Source organism: Clostridioides sp. LIBA-2809, from assembly GCF_056688965.1.
In genome coordinates this window covers 175,886-202,561 of sequence record NZ_CP197004.1, presented here as the reverse complement: position 1 = coordinate 202,561, position 26,676 = coordinate 175,886, and the positions used below count along the sequence as shown (strand labels likewise).

22 protein-coding genes, 1 pseudogene and 1 riboswitch are annotated in these 26,676 nt (G+C 29.7%); of the genes and pseudogenes, 1 reads left to right on the top strand and 22 read right to left on the bottom strand.

Annotated elements, in window-relative coordinates:
• Positions 1-76: 76 nt before the first annotated feature.
• From ACTG44_RS01295 to metK, 18 genes and pseudogenes are all read right to left on the bottom strand, one after another.
• Entirely contained in the window at positions 77-2,218 is a 2,142-nt protein-coding gene (locus ACTG44_RS01295) for a Tex family protein (RefSeq protein ID WP_479921688.1), read from the bottom strand.
• A 143-nt stretch (positions 2,219-2,361) separates the two neighbouring features.
• Positions 2,362-3,469, bottom strand: a protein-coding gene (prfB, locus tag ACTG44_RS01290; RefSeq protein ID WP_479917890.1) for a peptide chain release factor 2 whose coding sequence is annotated in 2 segments (ribosomal slippage) — positions 2,362-3,393 and positions 3,395-3,469 — 1,107 coding nt in all. Because the reading frame shifts where the segments join, the coding sequence is not laid out codon by codon here.
• 14 nt (positions 3,470-3,483) lie between these two features.
• Positions 3,484-6,159: a preprotein translocase subunit SecA gene (gene secA, locus ACTG44_RS01285; RefSeq protein ID WP_479921127.1), complete on the bottom strand. Its 2,676-nt coding sequence runs from the start codon at positions 6,157-6,159 to the stop codon at positions 3,484-3,486.
• A 131-nt stretch (positions 6,160-6,290) separates the two neighbouring features.
• Positions 6,291-6,842, bottom strand: coding sequence for a ribosome hibernation-promoting factor, HPF/YfiA family (gene hpf / locus ACTG44_RS01280; protein WP_021382565.1), 552 nt, complete (start codon positions 6,840-6,842; stop codon positions 6,291-6,293).
• 550 nt (positions 6,843-7,392) lie between these two features.
• Positions 7,393-8,067, bottom strand: coding sequence for a copper homeostasis protein CutC (locus ACTG44_RS01275; RefSeq protein ID WP_021382572.1), 675 nt, complete (start codon positions 8,065-8,067; stop codon positions 7,393-7,395).
• Positions 8,068-8,069: 2 nt separating this feature from the next.
• Positions 8,070-8,306, bottom strand: a pseudogene (locus tag ACTG44_RS01270) (M20/M25/M40 family metallo-hydrolase); the annotation flags it as partial.
• 135 nt (positions 8,307-8,441) lie between these two features.
• On the bottom strand, positions 8,442-9,551 hold the full coding sequence (gene tnpB, locus ACTG44_RS01265) for an IS200/IS605 family element RNA-guided endonuclease TnpB (protein ID WP_479921126.1): 1,110 nt from the start codon (positions 9,549-9,551) through the stop codon (positions 8,442-8,444).
• 620 nt (positions 9,552-10,171) lie between these two features.
• A complete protein-coding gene (locus ACTG44_RS01260) occupies positions 10,172-10,981 on the bottom strand; it encodes a Sapep family Mn(2+)-dependent dipeptidase (RefSeq protein WP_479921125.1) in 810 nt (269 codons plus the stop codon).
• Between the two features lie 46 nt (positions 10,982-11,027).
• Complete coding sequence (locus tag ACTG44_RS01255) at positions 11,028-11,978, bottom strand: glycosylasparaginase (protein ID WP_479921124.1); 951 nt, start codon at positions 11,976-11,978, stop codon at positions 11,028-11,030.
• A gap of 101 nt (positions 11,979-12,079) precedes the next feature.
• Positions 12,080-12,598 carry a GrdB-related putative oxidoreductase gene (locus ACTG44_RS01250; protein WP_021382556.1) on the bottom strand — a complete coding sequence of 173 codons (519 nt, stop codon included), beginning with the start codon at positions 12,596-12,598 and terminating at the stop codon, positions 12,080-12,082.
• 10 nt (positions 12,599-12,608) lie between these two features.
• Positions 12,609-13,943, bottom strand: coding sequence for a PTS cellobiose transporter subunit IIC (gene celB / locus ACTG44_RS01245; protein ID WP_479921123.1), 1,335 nt, complete (start codon positions 13,941-13,943; stop codon positions 12,609-12,611).
• A gap of 38 nt (positions 13,944-13,981) precedes the next feature.
• Entirely contained in the window at positions 13,982-14,308 is a 327-nt protein-coding gene (locus tag ACTG44_RS01240) for a PTS sugar transporter subunit IIB (RefSeq protein ID WP_479917885.1), read from the bottom strand.
• Between the two features lie 25 nt (positions 14,309-14,333).
• The gene (locus ACTG44_RS01235) at positions 14,334-14,642 is read right to left on the bottom strand and encodes a PTS lactose/cellobiose transporter subunit IIA (protein WP_021382549.1); all 309 of its coding nucleotides are present in this window, start codon (positions 14,640-14,642) and stop codon (positions 14,334-14,336) included.
• A 140-nt stretch (positions 14,643-14,782) separates the two neighbouring features.
• Positions 14,783-16,696, bottom strand: coding sequence for a BglG family transcription antiterminator (locus tag ACTG44_RS01230; RefSeq protein WP_479921122.1), 1,914 nt, complete (start codon positions 16,694-16,696; stop codon positions 14,783-14,785).
• A gap of 333 nt (positions 16,697-17,029) precedes the next feature.
• Positions 17,030-17,770 (bottom strand): ComF family protein, encoded by a 741-nt coding sequence (locus ACTG44_RS01225; RefSeq protein ID WP_021382537.1) that lies wholly within the window; start codon positions 17,768-17,770, stop codon positions 17,030-17,032.
• Between the two features lie 44 nt (positions 17,771-17,814).
• Positions 17,815-20,034 (bottom strand): SF1B family DNA helicase RecD2, encoded by a 2,220-nt coding sequence (recD2, locus tag ACTG44_RS01220; RefSeq protein ID WP_479921121.1) that lies wholly within the window; start codon positions 20,032-20,034, stop codon positions 17,815-17,817.
• 260 nt (positions 20,035-20,294) lie between these two features.
• A complete protein-coding gene (locus tag ACTG44_RS01215) occupies positions 20,295-21,392 on the bottom strand; it encodes a YkvI family membrane protein (protein ID WP_479921120.1) in 1,098 nt (365 codons plus the stop codon).
• 318 nt (positions 21,393-21,710) lie between these two features.
• Positions 21,711-22,904, bottom strand: a complete 1,194-nt coding sequence (gene metK, locus ACTG44_RS01210; protein WP_021382544.1) for a methionine adenosyltransferase — start codon at positions 22,902-22,904, stop codon at positions 21,711-21,713.
• Between the two features lie 136 nt (positions 22,905-23,040).
• Positions 23,041-23,144: riboswitch (SAM riboswitch) on the bottom strand.
• A 188-nt stretch (positions 23,145-23,332) separates the two neighbouring features.
• Between metK and yyaC the strand changes: the two genes are divergently transcribed.
• Positions 23,333-23,842 (top strand): spore protease YyaC, encoded by a 510-nt coding sequence (gene yyaC / locus ACTG44_RS01205; protein ID WP_021382545.1) that lies wholly within the window; start codon positions 23,333-23,335, stop codon positions 23,840-23,842.
• A 110-nt stretch (positions 23,843-23,952) separates the two neighbouring features.
• Here the strand turns inward: yyaC and fabZ are convergent, their stop codons facing one another.
• The 4 genes from fabZ to ACTG44_RS01185 all read right to left on the bottom strand — a co-directional run bounded on the left by fabZ (position 23,953) and on the right by ACTG44_RS01185 (position 26,638).
• A complete protein-coding gene (gene fabZ, locus ACTG44_RS01200) occupies positions 23,953-24,381 on the bottom strand; it encodes a 3-hydroxyacyl-ACP dehydratase FabZ (protein ID WP_003425446.1) in 429 nt (142 codons plus the stop codon).
• Between the two features lie 15 nt (positions 24,382-24,396).
• A complete protein-coding gene (mreB, locus tag ACTG44_RS01195) occupies positions 24,397-25,416 on the bottom strand; it encodes a rod shape-determining protein MreB (RefSeq protein ID WP_021382530.1) in 1,020 nt (339 codons plus the stop codon).
• A 195-nt stretch (positions 25,417-25,611) separates the two neighbouring features.
• Positions 25,612-25,872 (bottom strand): sporulation transcriptional regulator SpoIIID, encoded by a 261-nt coding sequence (gene spoIIID, locus ACTG44_RS01190; protein ID WP_044212029.1) that lies wholly within the window; start codon positions 25,870-25,872, stop codon positions 25,612-25,614.
• 97 nt (positions 25,873-25,969) lie between these two features.
• A complete protein-coding gene (locus tag ACTG44_RS01185; RefSeq protein WP_021382550.1) occupies positions 25,970-26,638 on the bottom strand; it encodes a M23 family metallopeptidase in 669 nt (222 codons plus the stop codon).
• Between the last annotated feature and the right edge of the window lie 38 nt (positions 26,639-26,676).

The window sequence follows — 26,676 nt, the reverse complement described above, 5'->3', positions numbered from 1 at the left end:
TTAATTTTTAATACTCATACCTACTATAAGTTGTATTTACAAATATAGAATTCAAAATAACAATACATAAACTTGTTTATTTTTTCATTGATAAAGCTACTCTTTTTTTGTTTAAGTCAATTCCAATAACTTTTACATCAACTATATCTCCTACTGTAACAATACTCATAGGGTCTTTTACAAAGCTATTACTCATTTCTGATTTATGAACTAACCCATCATTTTTTATTCCAATATCTACAAATGCACCAAAATCTACAACATTTCTAATTGTACCTTTTAAAGACATGCCTTCTTGTATATCTTCAATTTTTAAGACATCAGTTCTAAGAATAGGTTTTATTCCTTCTTCTCTTGGGTCTCTTCCTGGCTTTTTAATTTCAGCTATAATATCTCTTAAAGTAACTTGACCTACTTCTAGCTTTTCACTTAATTCTTTTAGACCAATCTCTTTTATTTTCTCATCTATTTCTTCTATATTTTTATTTTTTATATCATCTAAAGAATACCCTATTATCTCAATCATTTTTTTACATATGTCATAACTTTCAGGATGCACACCTGTATTATCTAGTGGGTTTTTACCATCTAAGATTCTCATAAATCCAGCACACTGAGTGAATGCTTGAGGTCCAAGTCGTTTTACTTTTTTCAGTTGTACTCTCGATGTAAAATCTCCATTTTCTTCTCTATATGCTATTATGTTTTTTGCAATAGCTTTACTTATTCCTGCAATATGTTCTAATAGAGAGTATGATGCTGTATTTAAATCTACTCCAACACTATTCACAGAATCTTCAACAACACCATCTAATACTTCTTCTAGTCTTTTTTTATTTAAATCATGCTGATATTGACCTACACCAATACTTTTAGGGTCTATTTTTACAAGCTCTGCTAATGGGTCTTGTAATCTTCTAGCTATAGATATAGCTCCTCTTATTGATACATTTATATCTGGATGTTCTTCATTTGCAAGTTCAGATGCTGAATAGACAGAGGCTCCAGCCTCACTAACTATAACATATTGTACTTCCCTATCTATCTCTTTTATCATTTCTGATACAAAAGTTTCTGATTCTCTAGATGCAGTACCATTACCTATTGAAATTATATCTATATCGTATTTTTCAATCAATCTTTTTAAGACTTTCTTTGCCCCTTCCACATTATTTTGAGGGTCTGTTGGGTATACTGTTGTATAATCTAATAGTTTACCATTTTTATCTACTATAGCTATTTTACATCCTGTTCTAAATGCAGGGTCAAATCCCATAACTACTTTGTCTTTAACTGGTGGTTGAAGCAATAAACTTTTAACATTTTTTCCAAATACACTTATAGCTCTTTCTTGAGCTATTTCTGTTAAATGATTTCTTATTTCTCTTTCTATTGATGGAAAAATTAATCTTTTATAAGAATCTTCTATTGAGCTTACGATTTCTTCCTTATTTTTGAAATTTTTATCATTTACATATTCATTTATTATGTAATTTAAAACTTTATCATTATTTATTTCTAACTTAACTTTTAAGAAGTTCTCTTTTTCTCCTCGATTTATTGCCAAGACTCTATGTGGAGCCATGCTCTTTACTGCTTCATTATAATCATAATACATATCATAAACTGATTTCTCATCAGTAGAGCTTTTGCTAACTATCATGCCTTCTCTTAATGCTAATTCTCTTATATATTTTCTAATCTTAGCATCATCTGAAACTAATTCTGCAATTATATCTCTAGCTCCTTTTAATGCATCTTCAACAGAAAGAACTTCTTTCTCCTCATCTATATAATTCTTTGCTTCTACTTCTATACTATCTAGATTATTCTCTAGTATTGACAACGCTAAATTTTCTAATCCCTTTTCTTTAGCTATTGTTGCTCTAGTTCTTTTCTTTTGTTTATATGGAGCATAGATATCTTCTACTTCTTGTAATGTCTTTGCTTTTTCTATATTTTTTGTTATTTCATCTGTTAACTTGCCTTGCTCATCTATTAGTCTAACTACATCATCTTTTCTACTTTGAAGGTTTCTTAAGTACATCAATTTTTCATGAAATTCTCTTAGTGTAACATCACTCATCTCACCAGTCATTTCTTTTCTGTACCTAGCTATAAATGGTATTGTATTACCCTCATCAATAAGTTTTAATGTATTGTTTATTTGCTCATCTCTAAGATTAAATTCTTTTTTTAAGATTTGATTTATATCCAATTTTTTCACTCCTAATGTTAGTTTTTTCATAAGTATAATAAACAGAACGAAGGCTGAGGGTTGTCGTCCTCAGCCTAAGTGCTGTAAGTGCATAGTAAGCACTAACCTTCTTATACATATATCTTAATTACAGTGCATATTTATTAAACTGTTTTATTCATTTTTAAGTATTCATTAATAAATAGGTCTATATTTCCATTCATTACACTGTCTACATTTCCAAACTCAGCATTTGTTCTATGGTCTTTAACCAATTTATATGGCTGAAAAACATACGACCTAATTTGACTACCCCATGTTATTTGTGAATATTTTCCTTGTATATCTTCTATTTTTTCCTTTTGTTCCAATTCTTTTAGTTCTATCAGTTTTGCCATCAAAAATCTCATAGCTCTATCTTTATTTAGATGCTGAGACCTCTCATTTTGACACTGAACTACTACACCTGTAGGAACATGTGTTATTCTAACTGCTGAATCAGTTGTATTTACATGCTGCCCCCCGGCTCCAGACGCTCTATATGTGTCTATCTTTAAATCTGATGGATTAATTTCTACTTCTATATTCTCATCTAACTCTGGTGTTACATCTATAGATGCAAATGAAGTATGTCTTTTTCCTGATGGGTCAAATGGAGATATTCTCACCAACCTATGAACCCCTTTTTCACTCTTTAAGTATCCATAAGCGTTTGTTCCTTCTACAAGGATTGTAGCTGTCTTTATCCCAGCTTCAGGGTCTGATATTATATCTAAAAGCTTAACTTTATAACCCTTTCCTTCTGACCATCTTATATACATTCTCAAAAGCATCTGAGCCCAATCTTGAGCATCCAAACCGCCAGTACCAGCGTTTATAGATAATATAGCATTATTTTTATCATACTCTCCACTTAGAAGAGTTTTTATTTTAATTTCAGATAATTTTTCCTCTATTGATTCTATGGACTTTTCTATATCCTTTTCTACAGAGTCATCCTCTTCCTCTAGACCTATTTCAATCAATACTTCTATATCTTCTAATAAATTTTTTAAACTTTCATATTCTTCTAGTGTCTCTTTTAAAGATTTATTTTCTTGAAGTACTCTTTGAGCGAATTCATTATCGTTCCAAAAGTCTTGTTTGTTCATCTTTTCTTCATTAATTTGTATTTTTTCCATCAATGAAGCTATGTCAAAGAGAAACCCTCAATTCTTCTAAATTTGAAGCTATCTGCTCCACACTATGTCTATACTCTTGTATCTTTAACATTTAATCCTCCAAGATTATCTACCACAACAGTTTTTATATTTTTTACCACTTCCACAAGGACATAAGTCATTTCTTCCAACTTTTTCATCTTTTTTAACCGTTTTGCTTGTTGGAAGCGTTCCATCTGATGGTGAAGATAAATTTTCAACATCTACAACTGCTTTTCTTTCCACTGGAGTTTCTATTGTTATATTAAATAAATATCTTACAGTATCTTCTTTGATATGTTTATTCATTTCATCAAACATATCAAAACCTTCCATTTTATAAGCAATTACTGGGTCTTGCTGACCTACAGCACGAAGTCCAATACCTTGACGTAATTGGTCCATAGCATCTATATGGTCTATCCAATGATTATCAACAGCTTGAAGTAAGATTACTCTCTCAACCTCTCTCATTCTTTCATAGCCTACTTGTTCTTCTTTTGAAGTGTATATCTTCATAGCTATTTCGTAAACTTTCTCTGTTATTTCAACTGGATTAAGCTTTTCTATTTCTGGTATTTCTATGCTACCTTTTGGTAAGAACAGATTATACATATGCTCTTTAAATCCGTCTTCATCAAACCCTTTATCTTGTGTATAAAGAGTCACTGCCTCTTCTATTATAGAATGAGTCATTGATTGTATTTGTTCTTGTAAATCTTCACCCTCTAATACACGTTTTCTTTCTGCATATATTATTTCTCTTTGTTTATTCATAACATCATCATATTGAAGTACATGTTTTCTTATACCAAAGTTTTTACCTTCGACTTTCTTTTGTGCTCCTTCAATAGATTTAGATAATATTCTATGTTCTATCGGCATATCTTCTTCAAGACCTATCTTATCTACAATTCCAGATATCCTATCACTTCCAAACAATCTCATAAGGTCATCATCAAGACCTATATAAAATCTTGAACTACCTGGGTCACCTTGACGACCAGCACGACCTCTCAACTGGTTATCTATTCTTCGAGATTCATGTCTCTCTGTACCAATTATAGCAAGTCCACCTGCTTCTACAACTTGTTTTTGTTCTTCTTGTGTTTGTTGTTTAAACTTTTCAAATAGTTTTTCATACTCTGCTCTAGCTTCAAATAGAGTTTCATTACCTTTTACAGGTATCCCTTCTATTGGAGTATCTACTCTGTTTACTATTTCCTCTTTAAATCCATTTCTTCTCATTTCTCTCTTAGTTAAGAAATCTGGGTTTCCACCTAAAACTATATCTGTACCACGACCAGCCATATTTGTAGCTATTGTAACAGCTCCAAGTCTACCAGCTTGTGCTATTATCTCTGCTTCTTTATCATGATGCTTAGCATTTAATACTTCATGTTTAATGCCTTTTTTCTTTAGTATTTGTGATAATAATTCTGACTTTTCTATTGATACTGTACCTACAAGTATTGGCTGATTAACTTTATGTCTTTCAATTATCTCTTGTGCCACAGCATTGAATTTACCTATTTCACTTTTGTATACAGAGTCTGGTAAATCTTCTCTTACCATAAGTTTATTGGTAGGTACTTGGAAAACATCCATTTTATAGATTGCTTTAAACTCTTCTTCTTCTGTTTTTGCTGTACCAGTCATACCAGAAAGTTTTTTATACATTCTAAAGTAGTTTTGGAATGTTACAGTAGCTAGTGTTTTAGATTCTCTTTGTATTTTAAGACCTTCTTTAGCTTCTATTGCTTGATGTAAACCTTCTGAATATCTTCTACCAAACATAAGTCTACCAGTAAACTCATCAACTATTACTATTTCTCCATCTTTAGCAACATAATCAACATCTTTCTTCATTATTACATGTGCTCTTAAAGCTTGATTTATATGATGATATAACTCTGTATGAGATATATCTGTTATGTTATCAACGTTAAAATATACTTCTGCCTTTTGTATACCTGATGCTGTTAGAGATACCGCCTTATCTTTTTCTTCTAATTCGTAATCATCTGGTTTTAGTGTTAAGACAAATGTATTTGCATCTGAATATAAGTGAGTTGATTTATCTCCAGGTCCAGATATGATAAGAGGTGTTCTAGCTTCATCTATTAGTATAGAATCGACCTCATCCACTATAGCATAATTTAATCCTCTTTGAACTCTTTGCTCTTTGTGTATTACCATATTGTCCTTTAAGTAATCAAATCCATACTCATTATTTGTACCATAAGTTATATCACAATCATATTGCTCTTTTCTAACTTTTGGATTTTGACCATGCACAATAACCCCTACACTCATTCCTAAAAATTCATATATTTTTGCCATTTGGTCTCTATCACGTTTTGCAAGGTAATCATTTACTGTTACAACATGTACACCTTTTCCTGTAAGGGCATTCAAATAAACAGGAGCAGTTGCAACCAAAGTTTTACCTTCACCTGTTTTCATCTCGGCTATTCTTCCTTGATGTAACACTATACCTCCAACCATTTGGACTCTATAGTGTCTAAGTCCTAACACTCTCTTAGAAACTTCTCTAACTACTGCAAAAGCTTCTGGAAGTATATCATCTATACTTTCATTATTTGCTAATCTTTCTTTAAATATATTTGTCATATTTTTAAGTTCCGAGTCTGCCATAGATTCAAATTTAGGTTCTAATGAATCTATTATATCAACAGTTTTATTGAACTTTTTTAATTCTTTTTTATCTGCCATGTTGAATAAATTATCCATAAAGCTCATATTTTACATCTCTCCTCGTTCTTTATTGTACTATTATTCATTTTACCATAAAAACTATACTTTTAATATTAATTTAAAAAGCTATCGATAATTTATTTATCGATAGCTAATATGATTAAATCTAAATTGCTTTATTCATGTTCTATTATACCATATCCACCATTATGACGCTTATAAACTACTGCTATTTCATCTGAATCTATATTCTTGAACATGTAAAAATCATGTCCTATTAACTCCATCTGTAATACAGCTTCTTCTTCGCTCATTGGCTTAACACTAAATTTCTTACGTCTTTGAATTACTAATTCTTGATTTTCATCTTCATAGTCCACTTGATCATCAGCTAGATTTATTTCTGCATCTTGGAATCTTATACTCTTGTTGTCTTTATGTTTATCTTGTAATCTCTTTTTATATTTTTTTAATTGTTTACTTAATTTATCATATACAACATCTATAGCTGTGTATAAATTTTCCTGCATATCTTCTGCTCTAATTATAGGTCCATTTACAGTAGCTATTGTTACCTCTATTTTTTGTCTTGCTTTTTTAGCACTTACTGTAACTTTTACATCAGTGTCTGGATGAATGTAATTATCTAACTTACTTAGTTTGCTTTCGATTTTACTTTTTATTGCATCAGTTAATTCGATTTGTTTTCCAGATATAATTATGTTCATAAGTACATCTCCCTTCAATTATGCCAGTATAAGAAAATTTATACTTTAGTAATATATTCTACACGAACTCTCATAATCCTCTTTTTATTATTAACTTTTATGATTTTTTCTATTCAATTGATAGAATTATTTCTCATTTTTAGTTATCTTAATACTCATGTGGATTAATATTATCACAACTACCTGTGGATAATGTGGATAAAACTGTTAATAACTCTTGTTTTTGTTTATTTAAAGCTATTTTTACCACTATTTCTATCCACAAATATCTCCATTAATTGTTTATTAATATGTGAATTCATGTCATAAGTTGGTAATTTTAGGAAATTATATGTATTATATGCCGTTTATCTTTTATAAATTTTTTATAAATATAAACCCTCTAAAACCTCCATATCCTATTTTTTCTTTCATTATTAGTATTCAAGACTATATAAAAGTAATAAACCACTTACAACAATAATTTCATGCTTAATACCTATTATCATGCATATACCCAAATTATAATTAACTCACACTCTTTATTTAGGTTTAGTATTTTATGTTTATACTATCTTGAAATCATATTTACGAGCTTTTTAAGTTTTTGTCTATCTATATCTTCAAAAGGATTGTTATTTATTCTAATAGCTGTACCAAAATGAAAATTGCTTGCTTTAGTTGATTCTTTTATCTTCTCTATATTATTGAAATTAAGTCCCCCACCTAAAAGAATTTTTATATGATTAGAACCAAACATCATATTCTTTATTATTTGTATGTTATCAACTATACTTCCCCTTCCACCTGATGTTAATATATTTGTAATTTTATCATAATCCTTCAAAATTTTGATACTATCCATTATATTTGATTCATCTATAGCTCTATGAAATGTAACATCAAGATTATCGCAACATTCCAATAAAACATTTAAATTTTTTTCATCTATGTTATTATCTTTATCTAACATACCAAATACAACTCCATTAGCACCAATCTCTTTAATTATACTTATATCTTTTTGCATTATGCCTATATCTTCCTCACTATAAGTAAAACTTTTTGCATGATGTCTTATCATTACGTTCACAGGTATCTTTACACTGTTAACAACCCTTTCTATAAGACCAAAGCTTGGTGTCAATCCACCTTCAGTTAAAGCACTAACTAACTCTATTCTATCTGCGCCACAATCTTCTATTATTTTAGCGTCTTCTACTGTCATTCCTATTATCTCTAACATAATTACTCCTTTGCCAATTCATATATTGCGTTTGCAAATATCTTTGCATTTAAAATTATATCTTCTATGTCCATATATTCATCAGGATTATGAGCTATTCCTTTTTGTCCTGGAAATGAAGGTCCAAATGGGACTATATTTGGCATTACTTTTGCATATGTACCTCCATTAGTTGTTACTGGAGTCCCATCTAATAATGTTACTCTTTCATAAGCTAGCTGAAGCTTTTTAATAAGCTTACTCTCTTTCTGAACCTCCCATGACTAAAGTCACAGGGTTCCTACCTCATAGAATTTTGCATACTAAAATATGTCTTACAAACTCTCCACAGGCTATCCCCGTAGTTCCTACGGTTCTTACATACGTTATCTATTTTAAATTGTTATTAGTCTTAATCCTTCTTTTAATATATTTATACTCGCATTTATATCTCTATCGTGAGTTTCATTACAACAAGGACAAACCCATTCTCTTATACTTAAATTCTTCATTTCCTCGTTTTTGTACCCACATTTATTACATATTTGTGAACTTGCAAAGAATTTACCTGCCTTTACAATTTGTCTACCATACCAATTAGCCTTATATTCTAATTGACGAACAAATTCTGACCATGACACATCAGAAATTAAGCGAGATAATTTATGATTTCTAGTCATATTCTTTACTTGTAAATCTTCTATGCAAATAATATCATTCTCTCGTATTAATTTAGTAGATAGTTTTTGTAGAAAATCCTTCCTTTGATTAGCTATATGTTCTTGAAGTCTTGCAACTTTTAACCTTGCTTTATTTCTATTTAAACTACCAATTGTTTTTCTCGATAGTTCTCTTTGTAATTTAGCAAGTTTGTTTAATGACTTCTGAAGATACTTAGGATTTTCTATAAATTGTCCACAACTTGAGATACAAAATTCTTTAATTCCTAAATCTAAACCTATCTGATTATTAGTATTTTTAAAAGCTTTAATATCTATATCAGTACAACATAGTGATACATAATATTTACCACTTGGCTCTTTGGATACAGTAGCATTAAGTATTCTCCCTTGAGGTACCTGTTTATCCCTTACTTTAACCATTCCAAGTTTAGGTAATTTTATATATTGACTAAAGTACATAATATTTCCATTTGTAAAGTTAGTTCTATATGAAAATCTATTAGTTTTCTTTGATTTAAATTTAGGAAATCCTGTATTTTCTTTAAAGAATTTTTTATATGCGTTTTCTAAATCTTTTAAGGTGTTTTGTAGTGAAAATTTGTCAGGTTCTTTAAGCCACTCTAATTCTCTTTTTAAATTGGTCAAATCAGAACTACACTGTTTATAAGTAAAAGTTTCTTTATAGTTTTCATAAACTTCTATTTTTTTAGCAAGATACTTATTATATACAAATCTACAACATCCAAAAGTTTTGTTAATTAACTCTTGCTGTTTTTTATTTGGATACATTCTAAACTTATAAGCTTTTTCCACTACTATCACCTCACTTTAATTGTTTTTTATGATTATTAATATACATATCCGAGTAACTTCTATTTTTCATCACCCATTATAATATTAACAAACGTAATTATTTAAAACAATTATTTAGAAGGTTTTTATATTTATTTCTAAATAACATATTTAAGAACCGTAAGTCCTAACTTTTATCATTTTTGAGGTTGTCGTTCACATAAGTTCGCTACTACCTATGCAGTTCTCTTATGAACTTCTTACATTTTCATGCAAGCACAGACTATATCTTATCCTTCGGCATTATCCGTTAAGGTCTACCCACTTCCACTACCAATAGCTTGTAGTGTACTTCCCTCAAGAGGAATAGTCGTTGAAGTTTCTCCTATTCGGAGCTTACCTGCTGATTGCCCATTTTAAAGTACTTAGGGTTTAACCTTATACCATCTAACCAATTTTTTCTACTTTCGTAACTTTCACACTTAGGTTTATTTCATCCTTATGTTTTAGTTTGGTTAGCTTTAGGGGTTTCCAGCAATTCAAGTAGTATTGGATAGGTTCTCTCCTATCTCTACATATAAGTTTCCCTATATGCTGACTACTTTAGCTACTAACTCATGACTAAAGTCACAAGTGTGCGTAGCTATTTTTCAATCAAAATATACTGGATTAAAATTAGAAATTACTTCTATCTCAATGCTACTTGGAAAACTGCATCTTATTTCATCTAACACATTTCTTAGTTTATAGCTAAAATCATATTTTATCTTTATATCTAATATAATATCACCATCTTTTTTACTTAACTCCTTATATGTAACAAGCACATTTTCAGATAGGTTTTCTATAAAACCTAAGAATGTGTCTTCTTCATAGATGTTTTTACTTTTGATTCTAATCCTTGCCATTCCTTTTTCACCATATACAACAGGATACTTACAGTCTGGTGTAAATCCCATAAGAGGGGCTTTTTCTTTTTCTAAATAATATGGTATATCTTCAAATCCACTTTCTTCATTTGTACCAAATATTATCCTAACTTTTTTATCTAGTTTTAAATCCAATTCTTTAATAGCATACAATCCATATAAAGCAGATATTATGGGTCCTTTATTATCTAATACCCCTCTACCATAAATTCTCCCATTGGCTTTTTCCCCTTCATAAGGCTGATACTCCCAATCTTCGCCTTCATGTACAACATCTACATGACCAATTACACAAACATAATCTTCACTCTCTCCATATTCTGCATACCCAATATAATTATCTAAATTTCTAACCTTAAATCCCAATTTTTCTGAAATTTCTAATGCTTTATTAAGTGCTTTACCTACTTTTTCACCAAAAGGGAAGCCATTTTCTGACTCCCCTTTTACACTAGGTATTTTTACAATATCTATAATATCACTTAATAAATCTTCTTTTAATTCATCTACTTTATTATTTATGATATTCATAAAAATCTCCTTATTATAAAAAACTCTACTTTATTATATGACTGATTTATTCTTTCACTTCTATTGGAGCTTTTATTCTAGCTTCATATGCTTCCATCCATTCATTTGATATAACCTTATGTATAGTCTTACCATCTACTCTATTTGAAATATAGACTGTAGGAGCCTCTTCCTCAGTTACTACTGAAAAAGTAAAGTCTGCTATGTTTGTAGCTACTCCCCATTCACCCTTATTATTCATGGCAACTAATGATAAATCACCAGCTTTTCCTCTTTTTTTGATAAGTTGTTCATCCAATTCATTTACTGCTATATCACAAGCTTCTTGTGGATGCTTACCTTCTTTCATAAGTCTAACTATCTCATAAGATATACATCCCTTCATTAGGTCTTCTCCTAGACCAGTAGCTGTAGCTCCTCCTATACTACTATCAACAAAAAATCCCGAACCAGATAGTGCAGAATCTCCTATTCTGCCTCTTTTTTTCATAAATAATCCACTCGTTGAAGTAGCTGCACACATCTTACCATTTTTGTCTAAAGATATCATGCCAACAGTATCATGACCAGCATATGGGCTTAACCCCTTGTCTAGAGTTTCTTTTTTTCTCTTTTTATAATGCAACTTTGCTCTATCAGTCAACATATTTTTTCTTTCAAATCCATTTTTATGAGCATATTCTTCAGCACCTATTCCAACCAAGAAATTATTTACCTTCTCATAACTTAACTTTCTAGCTATACTTACAGGATTAGAATAATCCCTTATACCAGCAACTGCCCCAATATCTAATGTATTACCATCCATAAATGCAGCATCAAGCTCTACCTCACAGTTTTCATTTGGAAGTCCTCCATAGCCAACTGATTTATAAAATGGATAATCTTCAACTCTTCTTACAGCAAGTTCTACGGCATCTCCTGCTTCCATACCTTTTTCTAAACGCTCTGATGCCTCAGTTATACCTTCTAGAGCCATTCTCCAGGTCGCTATCATTCCCCACATGTCAAAATTCCCCTCCTTATTATATAGATTTTACTAATCTATTTTTATTATAAATAGTATATTATTTAAGCTTGTTAACATTAGAACACTAATTAATAACAAAACTCTTCTTTCATCAAAGTTATATCCTCTTTATTTGCCATTGATTTTGCTAATTTACATATGTTGTTTAGTGAATCATTAAGTCCAATTCCACCTTTTTTTGGTGTCTTAACTATGCATATATCATTTTTATATTCGTTTATTATATCTATATTTTCTTCTGACATAGCTGCAAATGCTGATATATTAGTCTTATCATTTATATTTTTACATAATATAGCTGACATCTTAGAAAAATTTTCATAATTAAAACTTGGTCCACAAATTACTACATCAGGGTTTAATTTTTTTACCATTGCTATCATTTTGTTTGTCACATCCTCTTCGTTATTTATAAAAAATTCGTCTCCACAAAATAATGTAGCTATTACTTTAGACTCATCTAAAAATGGTTCCATCATTATACCTGGACCTAATGGGCTTGATTTTCCAGCAGGAGGTATATTGTTTTTTTCTTTTCCTCCAGCACCAGCTTGTATTTGGTCCAATATCATAACTATTTTTTTCATAATCTTCCTCCTATAATACTAAATCATCAAAAGATATATCATCATCTTCCTCTTCAACATTTGTCTTTTCTTCTTTCAAATATTGTCTATCTAGCATTTTTATAAATGGCATATACATAAATATTCCTAGTACAAGAAGTGCTAATTGTAAAATAGCCCCTTGCCATCCTGTTGTTAGAAAGCCAGAGAATATAATTGGAGTTGTCCATGGTAATTGAACTCCATTTGTAAGTGGCACTAAACCTGCTGACATACAGAAATAAGCTATTATTATATTTATTGTTGGAACTATTGCAAATGGTATCAATAATATTGGGTTAAGCATTATTGGTAGACCAAATATCAATGGTTCATTTATACCAAATATTCCTGGTAAAATTGACAATTTTCCCATTGATTTTATACGTTTACTTTTACATATTAATAACATAGCTATAACTAATGATAATGTACTACCTGCTCCTCCAAATGTTGCAAACATATCTTGGAATTGACCAGTTATTATGTTTGGTATTTTTGAACCAGCTTGGAATGCAGCTAAATTTTCAGCTGATAAAATTTTTAATATAGGATTATACACAGCTCCAACAACACTGCTTCCATTTATTCCAAAGAACCAGAATAAGTGTAAGAATATGTAGGCGATTGCCATTGCACCTAAGCTATTTCCTAGTTTTAATAATGGCATCTGTAAAAATTTAAATATAAATTCATGTATACTTCCATATGGTGTAGCTTCAAAGGCTATCTTAACTAAGAAGAAGACTATCATAACTATTGCACTTGGTATTAACGCAGCAAATGATTTTGATACAGTTGGAGGAACTCCATCTGGCATTTTTAATGTCCATCCTTTTTTGACAACTGCTGCAAACAATTTTACAGAAGTTATTGCTGTTATCATACCTACAAACATTCCTTTAGAACCCATCCACCCTAGTGGTATACCTGTTACCATATAGACTGATGTTGTTCCCTCTGGTGTATATGGTATTACAAATGGTGTTACTATAAAAAAAGCAACTATTGCAACTGCCGCTGATGCTATTGGGTCTACATCTATTTGTTTTGCATAAGAATATCCAATTCCTAAAACTGCAAGTAGAGTCATTACTTCAAATGTTGCTACAGTTGGTTGTTGTAATTTGACAGCCCAATCTGAACCAAAAATTTGACCTACAAATTCATCCCATCCTTTTATCGGAAAATTTGCTACTAATAAAAATAATGAACCTATTATTAATAATGGTGATGATACTAAAAAACCATCTCTAATTGCAATTAATAATTTATTTTTACCTATTTTCTCAGCCAATGGCATAAGTATTCTTTCCAATTTATTCATCTATCCACCCTCATTTCCAATTATTTTCTATTATGATTCTATGCTTGTTTAGATTTTATTAACTTTATAGCAAGTTTTAATACTTTTTCCCCATTCATAGTTCCATAATCAGCTTCATTTATTATATCTATAGGTTTACCTTGAGTTTCAAACTTTGGTTTTAATTCCTTTAACATGTACTTAACTTGTGGTCCTAATAATATACAATCTGGATTCTTTTCTTCAACTATTTTATCAATTTCTGCGATTGGGAATGCTTCTACTTCTATTGGTAAATTATGCTCATCTGCTACCTTCTGCATCTTACCTGCAAGCAAACTTGTTGACATTCCAAAACTACAAAATAAATATACTTTTCTTTTCATTCTTTTAAATCCCCCTTAATTCTTTTTATTTTAATTTTTGAATTTCTTTTCTTAATATAATCATTTCTTTTATAAGATTTCTCTCACTCATACAAGTCATCAAATGGTCTTGAGAGTGAATTAATAAGATAGATATATCTGACTTATTTCCTCCAGCTTCCTTTTGTATAAGTTCAGTTTGTACTTTATGTGCTTTTAAGATTTCTTCGTTTGCACTTTCAACTAATTCATCTGCCTTTTTAAAATCGTTTTCCTTTGAACAGTTAAGAGCTTCATAAAGCATGGATTTTGCATTACCAGCATGAATTATAATCTTTAAAACTATTTCTTCCATTTTTTCCTCCTAAATTGCTTCTCTACTTTTAGCTAGTTTATATCTTACAAACATATAATATCGTATAAAATCAAAAAAACATGCACAACTTTTTCCATCACCTGGAAAATTTTGTGCTTATCCATAAATCACTATGAATTTTATATAAGAATATCTTTTACTTTTGCTATATCACATTTACTTAGAGTATCCAACATACCTTCATCTTCTGTTAGATTAGATATTTCTTTAAATAATTCTCTAAATATTTTTCTGTCATCGTCCTTTTTATAAGCTAATAAAAGTATAATATTTATATCTTTTCCATTTCTAATTTTTATTGGTGTTTTTAATCTTGCAAAACATAATACAGATTGCTTTATATATTTCATGTCTCCATGAGGGAATAGTATTCCCTTTCCAACATTGGTTGGATATGATTTTTCTCTTGTTATAATAGATTCTAAATACTCCTTTTCTGCATAATGCTTTTCAATCAATAAATTAGTTAAATATGTTATAGCTTCATAAATATCATCATGCTCTAACTCCCTTATTAAATAATCAGACATCATTAATCTGTTCATAAGTTTATATGAGGTATCTTTTTCTTTTATTTTATTTGTAAATTCTTTGAGCTTACTCTCATCTTCATCAGTAAATAATGGAGTTGTTATGAAAATTGGCTTTTGAATATTTTCATATTCTTGAAATGCAATTATAAAGTCTATTGTTTTGTCAAAGTTATCTCTTTTTAAATCTTCCTCTCTTAGTGTTTCAACAATTTCTATATTATCAAATCTCTTTTCTATTTTTACTTTTAATAGCATACTCACTCCAAAACTAAATGGACATACAATGCTTGCTCTCTTATTTGATTCTCTTTTATTATATTTCCTTTCTAGAGATGTTTGAAAGTGAAGTGTAAGATAACCTATTTCATCTTCAGTTATTTGTTTTCCTTTTAATTCAATTTCTATTGAATTTGATATTACTGTATATAAAAAACAAAACTTAGTTTTTATATTATCTAATAGTGGGTTTTCCAAATAAACATTACTTTTCATTTGGTGCATTGTAACATTTAAATGGCATATTAATTGCTCATAAAGCAATATATCATTATTGAAATTTATTCCTGATTCCTCTGACACTAAATTTATAATTTTTCTTGTATACTCTGCTAATTCTTCATTTAAATATAGTGCTTTTTTAGTGTTACTACTGTTTATCTGCTTATTCATACCAAATATTAAAGATTCTATAAATAATTTTTCTTCATGATTTAATACTATAGATAAATTGGATTTTAATTCATCTTCTATATGTAAAATAAGCATTTTTAACTTGAGCTCTTTCTTAGTATTTAATACTTTCAAAGAATTGCCTAGCCTTATTCGTATTATATTTATAAGTAAAAATAGCATCAGTTGTCTGAATGATATATCTGTAAGTCTTATATCCATATTATCTTCTATAGTAGACATTATATTTTTGACAATTATTATATCTACTATATGAAAATATTCTATCTCATCTATGTTTAGCCTGTATTTATCTATGTATTTAAATAAGAATGATACTAACATTATCCTTATATCTTTCTCATCCCCTTCAACGCATATACCACTACCTTTTTTGGTTGAGACATTTAAGTTATAATTATTTAATGCCACTGATAATTTACTTATTTCTTCTCTGACAATATTTTTATTTATGTACAATTTATTAGATAAATCATTTAAAGTGACTTTTTTATTGTTACAAAGTAGTAGATTTAATATCTCAACTTGCTTATGAAGCTCACTATTTACTCTTTTAACTTCACCTCGTAACTTCTGATTTACTAGTATTTTATCTGTATCATCTCCACTAAATTTGACTCCTATATTAGGTTTTCTTTTTATATAAGCATTACAAAAAGTAGATAACCATTCATCAATATATTTGCAATCATTTCTTATTGTCCTTTCTGAGCATTCAAAATCATTGGCAATCTCATTGACATTTATAAACTCTTCTTTTAATAGCAATGTTGTTAATAAGTTTTCTTGTCTTTTGTTCAAATATATCACCTCTTTATGACTTAGCCTTAATTTATTATATACAAAAAAGAGCTACACATAAAAGTATTATGCTAGCTCTCTTTAATATGATATTTAGCTGACCTGGTTTTTGACCCCACACTCGCCTACTGGAGGGTTCGCTTGGGTTCGCCGCACTACTACTCTCTCTCGATTTTATTATCGGTAGGTCTTACTTCTAAGCCGCACCATGATCATTAACCCAATTTTTAGTGTTAACTTACGTGGATCCTTTTGCCTGCGACTGGCTTGGACTTTCAACCACAGACCTAAATATCACTTATTCATTTTAATATTTTAAATTAAAATTGTCAACATATAAGATTATTCCATAACATAATTATCACTTGCTCTTGTCAGTAGAGTCAATACAAATACCTTATTAGCACCAGATAACTTTAGAAGTTTAGAAATTTCATTTGTTGTCAAACCTGTAGTAAATATATCATCTATTAAAAGTAAATTTTTATCATTTATTAATTTTATATTTTCCTTAACTTCAAATACATTTTTTAGTTCTTCTTTTCTTTCTTTTTTGTTTAATTTATAGAGCATTCTTGTATATTTTTTTCTACTTATACAATCTAATAATGGAATATTAAGTATCTTACTTAAATTAGACGCTATTTTTTGTGCTTGATTAAATCCCCTTTTGTTCAACCTTTTTTTATGAAGTGGAACAAATAGTATATAATCAAATTTTAAGTTTTCCAAATACAATTTTTCTTTCATTATCTGAGCTATATACCTAGCCATAAATGTTTTTTGATTATATTTTAGTCCTAATACTATCTTTTTGCTTACATCATTATATTCAATGCAAGATATAGATTTATCAAAATAAAAATCTTTATTAAAACAATAGCTACAGTCTTCAAAAAACTCCTTTTCAATTGAATGACGTGTTATTGGTTTTCCACATTTCATACAACCATCTTGTATAAAATTCATTTCATTAAAACAGCTTTTACATATTGAATAAGTATTTGTTTTCTTTATGGATTTATCACAAATTATGCAACTTATATTCTCAGGATATATAAAATCCAGACATTTATTAATCATGTTTTGTAAACGCTTAATAAAATTATCATTGCATATTTTCATATTTATTCTATCAACAACCCTTCTCGCTTAAATTTATTCAACTTATATCCTAAATTTGAATACCTTTGGTTCACTCTATTATTTTTTATCATATATTCAAGATACTTTACATCTCCAACCAATACAACTAATTTTTTTGCTCTTGTTACAGCTGTATATAACAAATTACGGCTAAGTAACATGGGAGGAGCCCAAGTTATTGGTAATACTACAACTGGAAATTCACTTCCTTGACTTTTATGTATTGTTGTACAGAAACTATGGTCAATTTCATCTAATTCATCATATAAATAAGATACAATTTTAGTTTGGTCAAATAATACATATATAGTTTTCTTATCTTTATCTATATGATAAACATATCCTATATCTCCATTATAGATGCCTTCTCCACTTTCTTTTTGGTCTTCTGTTTCCCATTTTTTTGTATAGTTATTTTTTACTTGCATTACTTTATCGCCTACTCTAAAGAGTCTTTTAGAAAAACTCTCTTCAACTTTAAATTTTTCTTTTTTGTTAAGATACTTTTGTAACTCTATATTGAGATTAGTAACTCCTAACTCTCCTTTTCTCATTGAAGATAAAACTTGTATGTCTTTTAATTTATCAACTTTATAAAATTTAGGTAATCTTTCATTAACTAATCCTATTATTTCATTTAATATTTCTTCATTGGTAGATTTTCTTATAAAAAAGAAATCTTTCTCTTTTGTATTTAAATAAAGCGGCTCTCCATTATTTATTTTATGAGCATTTACAATTATCATGCTCTCTTGTGCTTGTCTAAATATTTTATTTAATTTAACCACATTTATAATATTAGAATCAATCATATCCTTAAGTACATTTCCAGCTCCTACAGAAGGTAGTTGGTCACTATCTCCAACCAAAATTACTCTTGTTCCTATCTTTATAGCTCTAAGTAGATTGTACATTAAAATTATATCTACCATTGATACCTCATCAACAATGATTACATCTGAATTTATTGGGTCTTCTTCACCTTTAAAAAAAGTTAAATCATCATCTGTTGAAAAACCCATTTCTAATAATCTATGTATAGTTTTTGCTTCTTTATCAGAAGTTTCACTCATTCTCTTTGCTGCTCTTCCCGTCGGAGCTGCTAAGGTCACACTTTTACCATTATTCTCAAATATCTCTATGATAGAGTTAATAGTGGTTGTCTTACCAGTCCCTGGACCACCAGTTATAATTAATACTCCACTATTAATAGATTCTTTGACTGCTAAAATTTGTTTTTCTGCTAACTTGATTTTTTTATCTTCTTCTAAAATATTAATTTCACTATCTATATCTATTTTCAAGTCTTCAAATTCATACTGTGATAATTTTACGATTTGACTACATACTCCATTTTCAGCTAAATAATATGGCATAAGATATATAAGATTTTCATTGTTTACTTTCTCTATATGTATTTTTTGGTTATAAACTAACATCATTATACACTCTTTTATTATTTCTCCATTTAGCTCCAATAATTTTTCCGAATCTTGTATTAGAACATGCTCTGGTAAATATGTATGTCCATTGCTTAGAGATTTATTTAAAGTGTATAAAATTCCCTGACAAACTCTATCTTTAGAATTTTTATCTATGCCAATTTTATTGGCTATACTATCAGCCACCTTAAATCCTATTCCTCTTATATCTTCAGCAAGTTGGTATGGATTTTTATTTATGACTTCTATTGCACTGCTTTTATATTTCTTATATATTTTTAGACAGTAATTTGGCGTTATTCCAAAAGGAGATAGTTCTATTATGATGTTTCTAAGCTCTCTGTCTTCTTCATAACTTTTTACTATTTGTTTTACCTTTTTACTCCCTATACCTTCTACTTCTTGTAGTCTTTCTGGTGAATTTTGTATCACATTTAGTGTATCTACACCAAACTTATCAATTATTCTCTTAGCCATTTTTTCACCAATACCATGTATCATTCCAGAAGATAAATAAACATAAATTCCTTCTAAGGATGATGGTGTCACTGGCATAAAACTATTCACTTCAAACTGAGTACCATAAATTTTATGGTTTACCCATTTACCTTCAACTTCGATACTCTCTCCAATTGCCAAAGTAGGCATACATCCTACAATTACAATTTCATCCTTTTCATTTACCAGATGAGCTATTGTATATCCATTGTCCTCATTTTTAAAGACTATTTCACTTATCATTCCTTCTAATTTTTCCATTTTTATCTCCTAAAAATACTAATACTCGCTCCATTTAAGTTAGTATATTTTATATGTTAGACTATGATAGTTCTAGAAAAGTTTTTATATTTTTATACTTAACCTAATTTCCAACTATTATACATTTTATCAGAAACAAAAAAAATGTGCATCCAAAAAATATGGCACCTTAGAAAACAGGTACCATATTTTAATAACTATTTTATTTTAATTACTTCATGTGTAAAGTACAAACTAAATTTCATAAATTTATTCTAATATTAACTTATCTCAGATTTATTTTCCTTATACCCATTGGTTTTAGTAATTCTTCTATAAAGCATACATAGTAAAATCAAAATTCCCATGTAACCTGTATACGGATATAGTGTTCCTACTAGCTTATCAAATGGCAATAGACCTCCTATACATGCTAGTATACTTACTACTATTGTTATCATTCTAAATTTAGGATGGTCATCCTCTACAAATCTATTAGTTACTGACCATAATAGTGGTACAGCTGTAGTGTATATTCCTAATAAAAGAACTACTGAGAATAAAATACCTATTATTGGAGATATCTTATCAGCTAAATAAAGTGCTGGTATCTCTTTTGTATATATATTTCCTATGTCTGAAAGTAATGCTAAATTCATCATTATAGCTGCTGCCATAAGAGCTACTCCACCTATTATACCACCCCACACAGCATCTTTCTTATTTACTGCAGAAGAACCCATTCCTGTCAAGAATGTTATTACTATTATTACATTATAACAAGTATAAAGCACACCTGAGAAATACCCACTTGATGTAGCAGTTTTAATGTTTAGACTATCAACCATAGCTCCAGCATTTGGTAAAGCATCAATATTACTACACAAACTAATAGCTCCTACTAAAAGTGTAAATATTATTATTATAGGACCTATATTACCTAGTATTTTAGAAAGCCTTGTCAAACCTAAAGAAACAGTTATTAGGGAAACGATTGCCATACCAATCCTACCTACATATGGATTTAATCCATAGTACTCTGATAATGTAGCTCCTGCTCCTGCAATCATTATTACTAATGTTCCAAATAAAAATAGTGGTCCAAACCATTCAAAGAATGTGCCAAGATATTTTCCACAGTATACTTGATAAATCTTTATTGGCTCCTTAAGCTTCAATTCTCTTCCTTTATCTATAACTTCTGCTCCAAACCATGAAAATAATACCATAGATATTATTCCACCTATAATACCAGCATATCCATAAAACGTAAAAAATTGCAGTATTTCTTGACCAGTTGCAAATCCAGAGCCTATTACAGTAGCCACATAAGCTCCAGCAAAACTTATAACAGTTTTAACATTTATCTTGCCTGACATACATTACTCCCCCCTAATTAAAATAATTTTTTAAGTGTAAGTTTATTAAGATTATATTAGACGTATTATTGTGATATTTCAATATATTTTTAATAATTTAACAGTAGTTAACACATTCTTAACCAGTTTTTAACATATATCCTATAATATGTATCAATTTACCATAATATTATAAAACAAAATACACTAATCTAATTAAATACTGTTTGTTTATTATATGATGAGAAATTTACATTTATTAAAAATATTTAATCTACAATAAAAAAACTGTTAGAAAGTAATCTTAAAATTACATTCTAACAGTCTCTTAGTTAAAAATTATTCACCTAGAGCATCTTTTCTTAATTGCTCAACTTTGTCAATTTTTTCCCAAGGTAAATCTATATCAGTTCTACCAAAGTGACCATAAGCAGCAACTTTTTTGTAAAGTGGCTTTCTTAAATCTAAGTCTCTTATTATAGCTCCTGGTCTTAAATCAAAGTGTTTATTTACTAATTCAACAAGTTTTTCTTCTGAAACTTTACCTGTCCCAAAAGTATCTATAAATATAGACAGTGGTCTAGCTATACCTATAGCATATGCAAGTTCTATCTCACATTTATCTGCAAGACCAGCTGCAACAATATTTTTCGCAACATATCTAGCTGCATAAGCAGCAGATCTATCAACTTTTGTAGGGTCTTTTCCTGAGAAAGCTCCTCCACCATGTCTAGAATATCCACCATAAGTATCTATTATTATTTTTCTTCCTGTAAGACCTGTATCTCCTTGAGGTCCTCCTATAACAAATCTTCCTGTTGGATTTATATAAATTTTAGTTTCTTCATCAAGTAATTCAGCTGGTATAACCTCTTTAATAACATGATTAATTATATCTTCTCTTATTTTATCATTTGATACTGTTTCACAATGTTGAGCTGATATAAGAACTGTATGTACTCTTACAGCTTTATTTCCTTCATATTCAACAGTAACTTGAGTTTTTCCATCTGGTCTTAAATAATCAACTAAACCTGTCTTTCTAACTTCTGTAAGTCTTCTTGATAATTTATGAGCCAAAGATATTGGAAGTGGCATTAATTCTGGAGTCTCATTGCATGCAAATCCAAACATTATACCTTGGTCTCCAGCTCCAACTTTTTCTATTTCTTCTTCTATCTCTTCTCCAGTCTTGCTTTCTAGACCTTCATCAACTCCCATAGCTATATCTCCAGATTGCTCATCTATAGAAGTTATAACTGCACAAGTATCACAGTCAAATCCATATTTTGCTCTTGTATATCCAATCTCTCTTACTGTTTCTCTTACCAGTTTAGGAATATCTACATAAGCAGATGTACTTATTTCTCCTGCTACTAAAACTAATCCAGTTGTAACTGTAGTTTCACAAGCTACTCTAGATTGTGGGTCTTTTTCTAATAATGCATCTAATATTGAATCTGATATTTGGTCACATATCTTATCAGGATGTCCTTCTGTAACTGATTCTGACGTAAATAAATGTCTTGCCATTTTTATTCCCCCTTATACATTCTTAATTTTTATTATAGGTTTTACCTTATTTTTAATTTTAGAAATTTTACTCAAAATAAAAAACCTCTCCTTTATAAGAAGAGGTTAATAATCGTAATTGTATACTAATTAACTGACCTCATCTTTCAAGACTTTTGTCTTGTAGGAATTAGCACCTTTTCCCATTTGGGTGGTTGCTGGGCTTCACAGGGCCTATCCCTCAGCCGCTCTTGATAAGGTAATCAAGATTTAAGTTTTGTTTTACTTTACTAGCTTACTATTTTTTTAAAATTTTGTCAAGATTTTTAGTCATATTTTTCCCATACCTTTTTTTGTAAGACAAATAAAATATTATCTCTATCTGAAATTTAAAGTTAGGTCTTTTTACTGTTTTTTATTCATATATTTTTTTGAAGGGGGTGTTCCTATTGTATTTAGCTAAAGTAAATTACAGCGATGATGATGTTATACAGATGCTAAGTTCAGTTCTAAAAACTATAATTAATGAAAATACGATTGTTGTTTGCATAGGAACAGACAGGGCTATAGGTGATACTTTAGGCCCTTTAGTTGGAACAATACTTAAGAACAGTAAATTTAAATACCCCGTTTACGGTACACTAGATAACCCTATTCACGCCTTAAACATATATGAGTCTTTAGATACTATAAAAAATACACATATGCAAGGTAACTTCTTGGCTATAGATGCTTGCTTGGGGTCGCAGAGTAACATAGGTAATATACAAATTAGAGAAGGACCTATCCTGCCCGGAAAAGGTGTTGGCAAAAAACTACCTCAAATAGGAAATTATTCTATAGTGGGAATTGTAGATAAAATTGATGAAAACAATAGACTTTCATTTAATAATATACGTCTTAGCTTTATATTGGACTTAGCTGAAACAATAGCTTTAGCTTTATTAGTATCCACCTAAGTCCAATGTGAAGTAACCGATAAAATTCTTTATATAAAAAGGTAGATATTTTAGAGTATCTGATTAAATACTCCAAATTATCTACCTTTTTACTCTTATGTTGTTAGTTTTTACTTTTCAACCAAAGCAAACATTAATTCACCTTTACAGACAAGCTCTTCACCAACATATGCTTTAGCATCTGCCTTAGCTATATTTCTTCTAAGAGTTGTCATTTCAACTTCCATAGTTAATGTATCTCCTGGTCTTACTTCTCTCTTAATTCTAACTTTATCTATACCTGCAAATACACCTAATTTTCCTTTATTTTCCTCTACAGACATCATTGCAACTCCACACACTTGCGCCAAAGCCTCTACTATCAAAACTCCTGGCATTAATGGATATTCTGGAAAGTGACCTTGAAAAAATGGCTCGTTAACTGTTACATTTTTTATACCAACAGCTCTTTTTCCAACTTCTAGTTCTGTAATCTTGTCCACCAATAAAAATGGATATCTATGTGGTATTAATTTTTTTATTTCATCTATATTTAGCATTATAAACTCTCCTAATTATTTTCTTCTAAAAGACCCACCTGTTTCAAGTAAGTCTATTGAACCCAAAGCTATTCCTGTACCTTTTGCAACACAAGACAATGGCTCCTCTGCTATTGTAACAGTTATCCCTGTTCTCTGTTCTATTATTTTATCTAATCCATATAATAATGAACCTCCGCCAGTCATTATTATACCAACATCTCCTATGTCTGCTGCTAACTCAGGAGGTGTTTTTTCTAAAACAGCATGAGTGGCAACTACTATTTGCTCAACACATTCTCTAAGAGCTTCTAGCATTTCTGTTGAATTTATAGTTATAGAACTAGGAAGTCCTGTAATTAAGTTTCTTCCTGTTATCTTCATATATTTTTCTTCTTCTCTCTTAAATGCAGAACCAATTTCAAATTTGATTTTCTCTGCTGTTCTTTCTCCTATAAGAAGGTTGTGTTGTTTTTTCATATACTTAACTATAGAATCATCAAATCTATCCCCACCAACTTTTATAGATTCACTTACAACAGCTCCTCCTAGAGATATTACGGCTATGTCTACAGTCCCACCACCAATATCTATAATCATATTCCCATTAGGCTGTGATATGTCTACTCCAGCCCCTATGGCTGCTGCTATTGGTTCTTCTATGATATATACTTCTCTAGCTCCAGCTTGTCTAGTAGCATCCTCTACTGCTCTTTTTTCTACTTCTGTGACACCCGTTGGTACACATACCATAATCCTTGGCATGAAGAATCTTCCAAATCCTTTTTTATCAACTATCTTATCTATAAAAGATTTTAACATCTTTTCAGTTACATCATAATCAGAAATTACACCATCTCTTAAAGGTCTTATAGCAACTATATTACTTGGTGTTCTTCCTATCATTTTTTTAGCTTCTTCTCCCACAGCTAAAACAGAATCTGTCCTATTATCTATTGCTACAACAGATGGTTCTTCTAAAACGATTCCCTTACCACTAACATAAACAAGTACATTTGCAGTACCTAAATCTATGCCTATATCAGCTCCAGCCATTTTTTCAACTCCTTCATTTATATATTAGATTATATTATAAGTCTATTTTAATACTCCTATAATAAAGCATATACAAAAATCTCGCTTTAATCAAGAGAAAATAAATGTTTTAAGAGTATTATTATTCTGCTATTTATAATTATTTAATATATTTATTACAATAATCTAATTCAATAAAAAAAGTAGGTTTTTAACCTACATTTTTTTATGTTCCTTCTCATACTTTAATTTAGTTGCTAATCCCCCTCTAATATGTCTCTCTGATTTATTCTTGTCTAGCACACTTTTAACTTCTTTGGCAAGGGATGGATTTATTTCCTTCAATCTTTCTGTAACATCCTTGTGAATTGTACTTTTACTTACTCCAAATGTCTTGGCGGTTTGTCTTACTGTAGTGTTTTTTTCAAGTATATATTTTGCTACCACTATGGCCCTTTCCTCTATATGAGATCTCAAAGATTACCCCCCTCACATAATAGCTTTAATGATATATATGTAAAAACACCAAAAAATATAACAAGCTTAACCAAATATGATTAAACTTGTTATACTTTTACTTAATTAGACTCATTGGGTCTATAGATTTCTCTCCGTTATATGCCTCTAAGTGTACATGTATGCCCTCTTCACTCTCTACTTGAGAAGTGCTTCCTACAGTACCTAGAGATTGTCCTTCTGTTACCTTCTGTTCTTTTTTAACACTAACATTTTCATCTAAATTTGAATATACAACTACAATATTATTGTCACTTTTTATTTTTACTGATTTTCCATATTCTTCATCATCAAATACATCTACTACCATTCCGTTTAATAGAGATTTTATTTCTTTACCTTTAGTACAACTAACATCTACACCTTTATGAGTTTCCCAGACATCTAGTGTTTTAGAGTAACTAGGTTCTTTTTCTGAATATCCTCTTATTATCTTATCTCCAATGTAGTTTAATTTTGTTGTACTTGACTTATTTTCTTCTTTTGACTTAGCTTTTTCTAAGTTTTGTTTTGAATCTGTTGCAGTAGGAATAGCATCTTTCTTGTCTTTTTCAATTAAATGTATTTCCTCTTCACTATCTTTATTAGCATTTTCCATCATGCCTTTATTAGAAGCTAATTTATCTACATTATTATTTGTAAACCAAACTCCACCTACTGCTAATAAACAAACACATACAAATAAAGATAAATAAAAACCATCTTTTTCTAACAGCTTTTTCTTCATTTTGCACCTCCAAATATATTTCTACATTTGGATTATTG

Excerpts from the sequence above, each read along its gene's own strand:
- ACTG44_RS01260 (WP_479921125.1), bottom strand. The coding sequence starts at position 10,981 with ATGAATATCATAAATAATAAAGTAGATGAATTAAAAGAAGATTTATTA.
- ACTG44_RS01255 (WP_479921124.1), bottom strand. The coding sequence starts at position 11,978 with ATGATAGCGACCTGGAGAATGGCTCTAGAAGGTATAACTGAGGCATCA.
- ACTG44_RS01275 (WP_021382572.1), bottom strand. The coding sequence starts at position 8,067 with ATGTTAGAGATAATAGGAATGACAGTAGAAGACGCTAAAATAATAGAA.
- ACTG44_RS01235 (WP_021382549.1), bottom strand. The coding sequence starts at position 14,642 with ATGGAAGAAATAGTTTTAAAGATTATAATTCATGCTGGTAATGCAAAA.
- ACTG44_RS01215 (WP_479921120.1), bottom strand. The coding sequence starts at position 21,392 with ATGTCAGGCAAGATAAATGTTAAAACTGTTATAAGTTTTGCTGGAGCT.
- metK (WP_021382544.1), bottom strand. The coding sequence starts at position 22,904 with ATGGCAAGACATTTATTTACGTCAGAATCAGTTACAGAAGGACATCCT.
- ACTG44_RS01225 (WP_021382537.1), bottom strand. The coding sequence starts at position 17,770 with ATGATTAATAAATGTCTGGATTTTATATATCCTGAGAATATAAGTTGC.
- ACTG44_RS01185 (WP_021382550.1), bottom strand. The coding sequence starts at position 26,638 with ATGAAGAAAAAGCTGTTAGAAAAAGATGGTTTTTATTTATCTTTATTT.
- ACTG44_RS01250 (WP_021382556.1), bottom strand. The coding sequence starts at position 12,598 with ATGAAAAAAATAGTTATGATATTGGACCAAATACAAGCTGGTGCTGGA.
- recD2 (WP_479921121.1), bottom strand. The coding sequence starts at position 20,034 with ATGGAAAAATTAGAAGGAATGATAAGTGAAATAGTCTTTAAAAATGAG.
- ACTG44_RS01240 (WP_479917885.1), bottom strand. The coding sequence starts at position 14,308 with ATGAAAAGAAAAGTATATTTATTTTGTAGTTTTGGAATGTCAACAAGT.
- secA (WP_479921127.1), bottom strand. The coding sequence starts at position 6,159 with ATGAGCTTTATGGATAATTTATTCAACATGGCAGATAAAAAAGAATTA.
- hpf (WP_021382565.1), bottom strand. The coding sequence starts at position 6,842 with ATGAACATAATTATATCTGGAAAACAAATCGAATTAACTGATGCAATA.
- fabZ (WP_003425446.1), bottom strand. The coding sequence starts at position 24,381 with ATGCTAAATATAGATGAAATAAAAAAATTAATACCACATAGATATCCA.
- celB (WP_479921123.1), bottom strand. The coding sequence starts at position 13,943 with ATGAATAAATTGGAAAGAATACTTATGCCATTGGCTGAGAAAATAGGT.
- mreB (WP_021382530.1), bottom strand. The coding sequence starts at position 25,416 with ATGGCTGGAGCTGATATAGGCATAGATTTAGGTACTGCAAATGTACTT.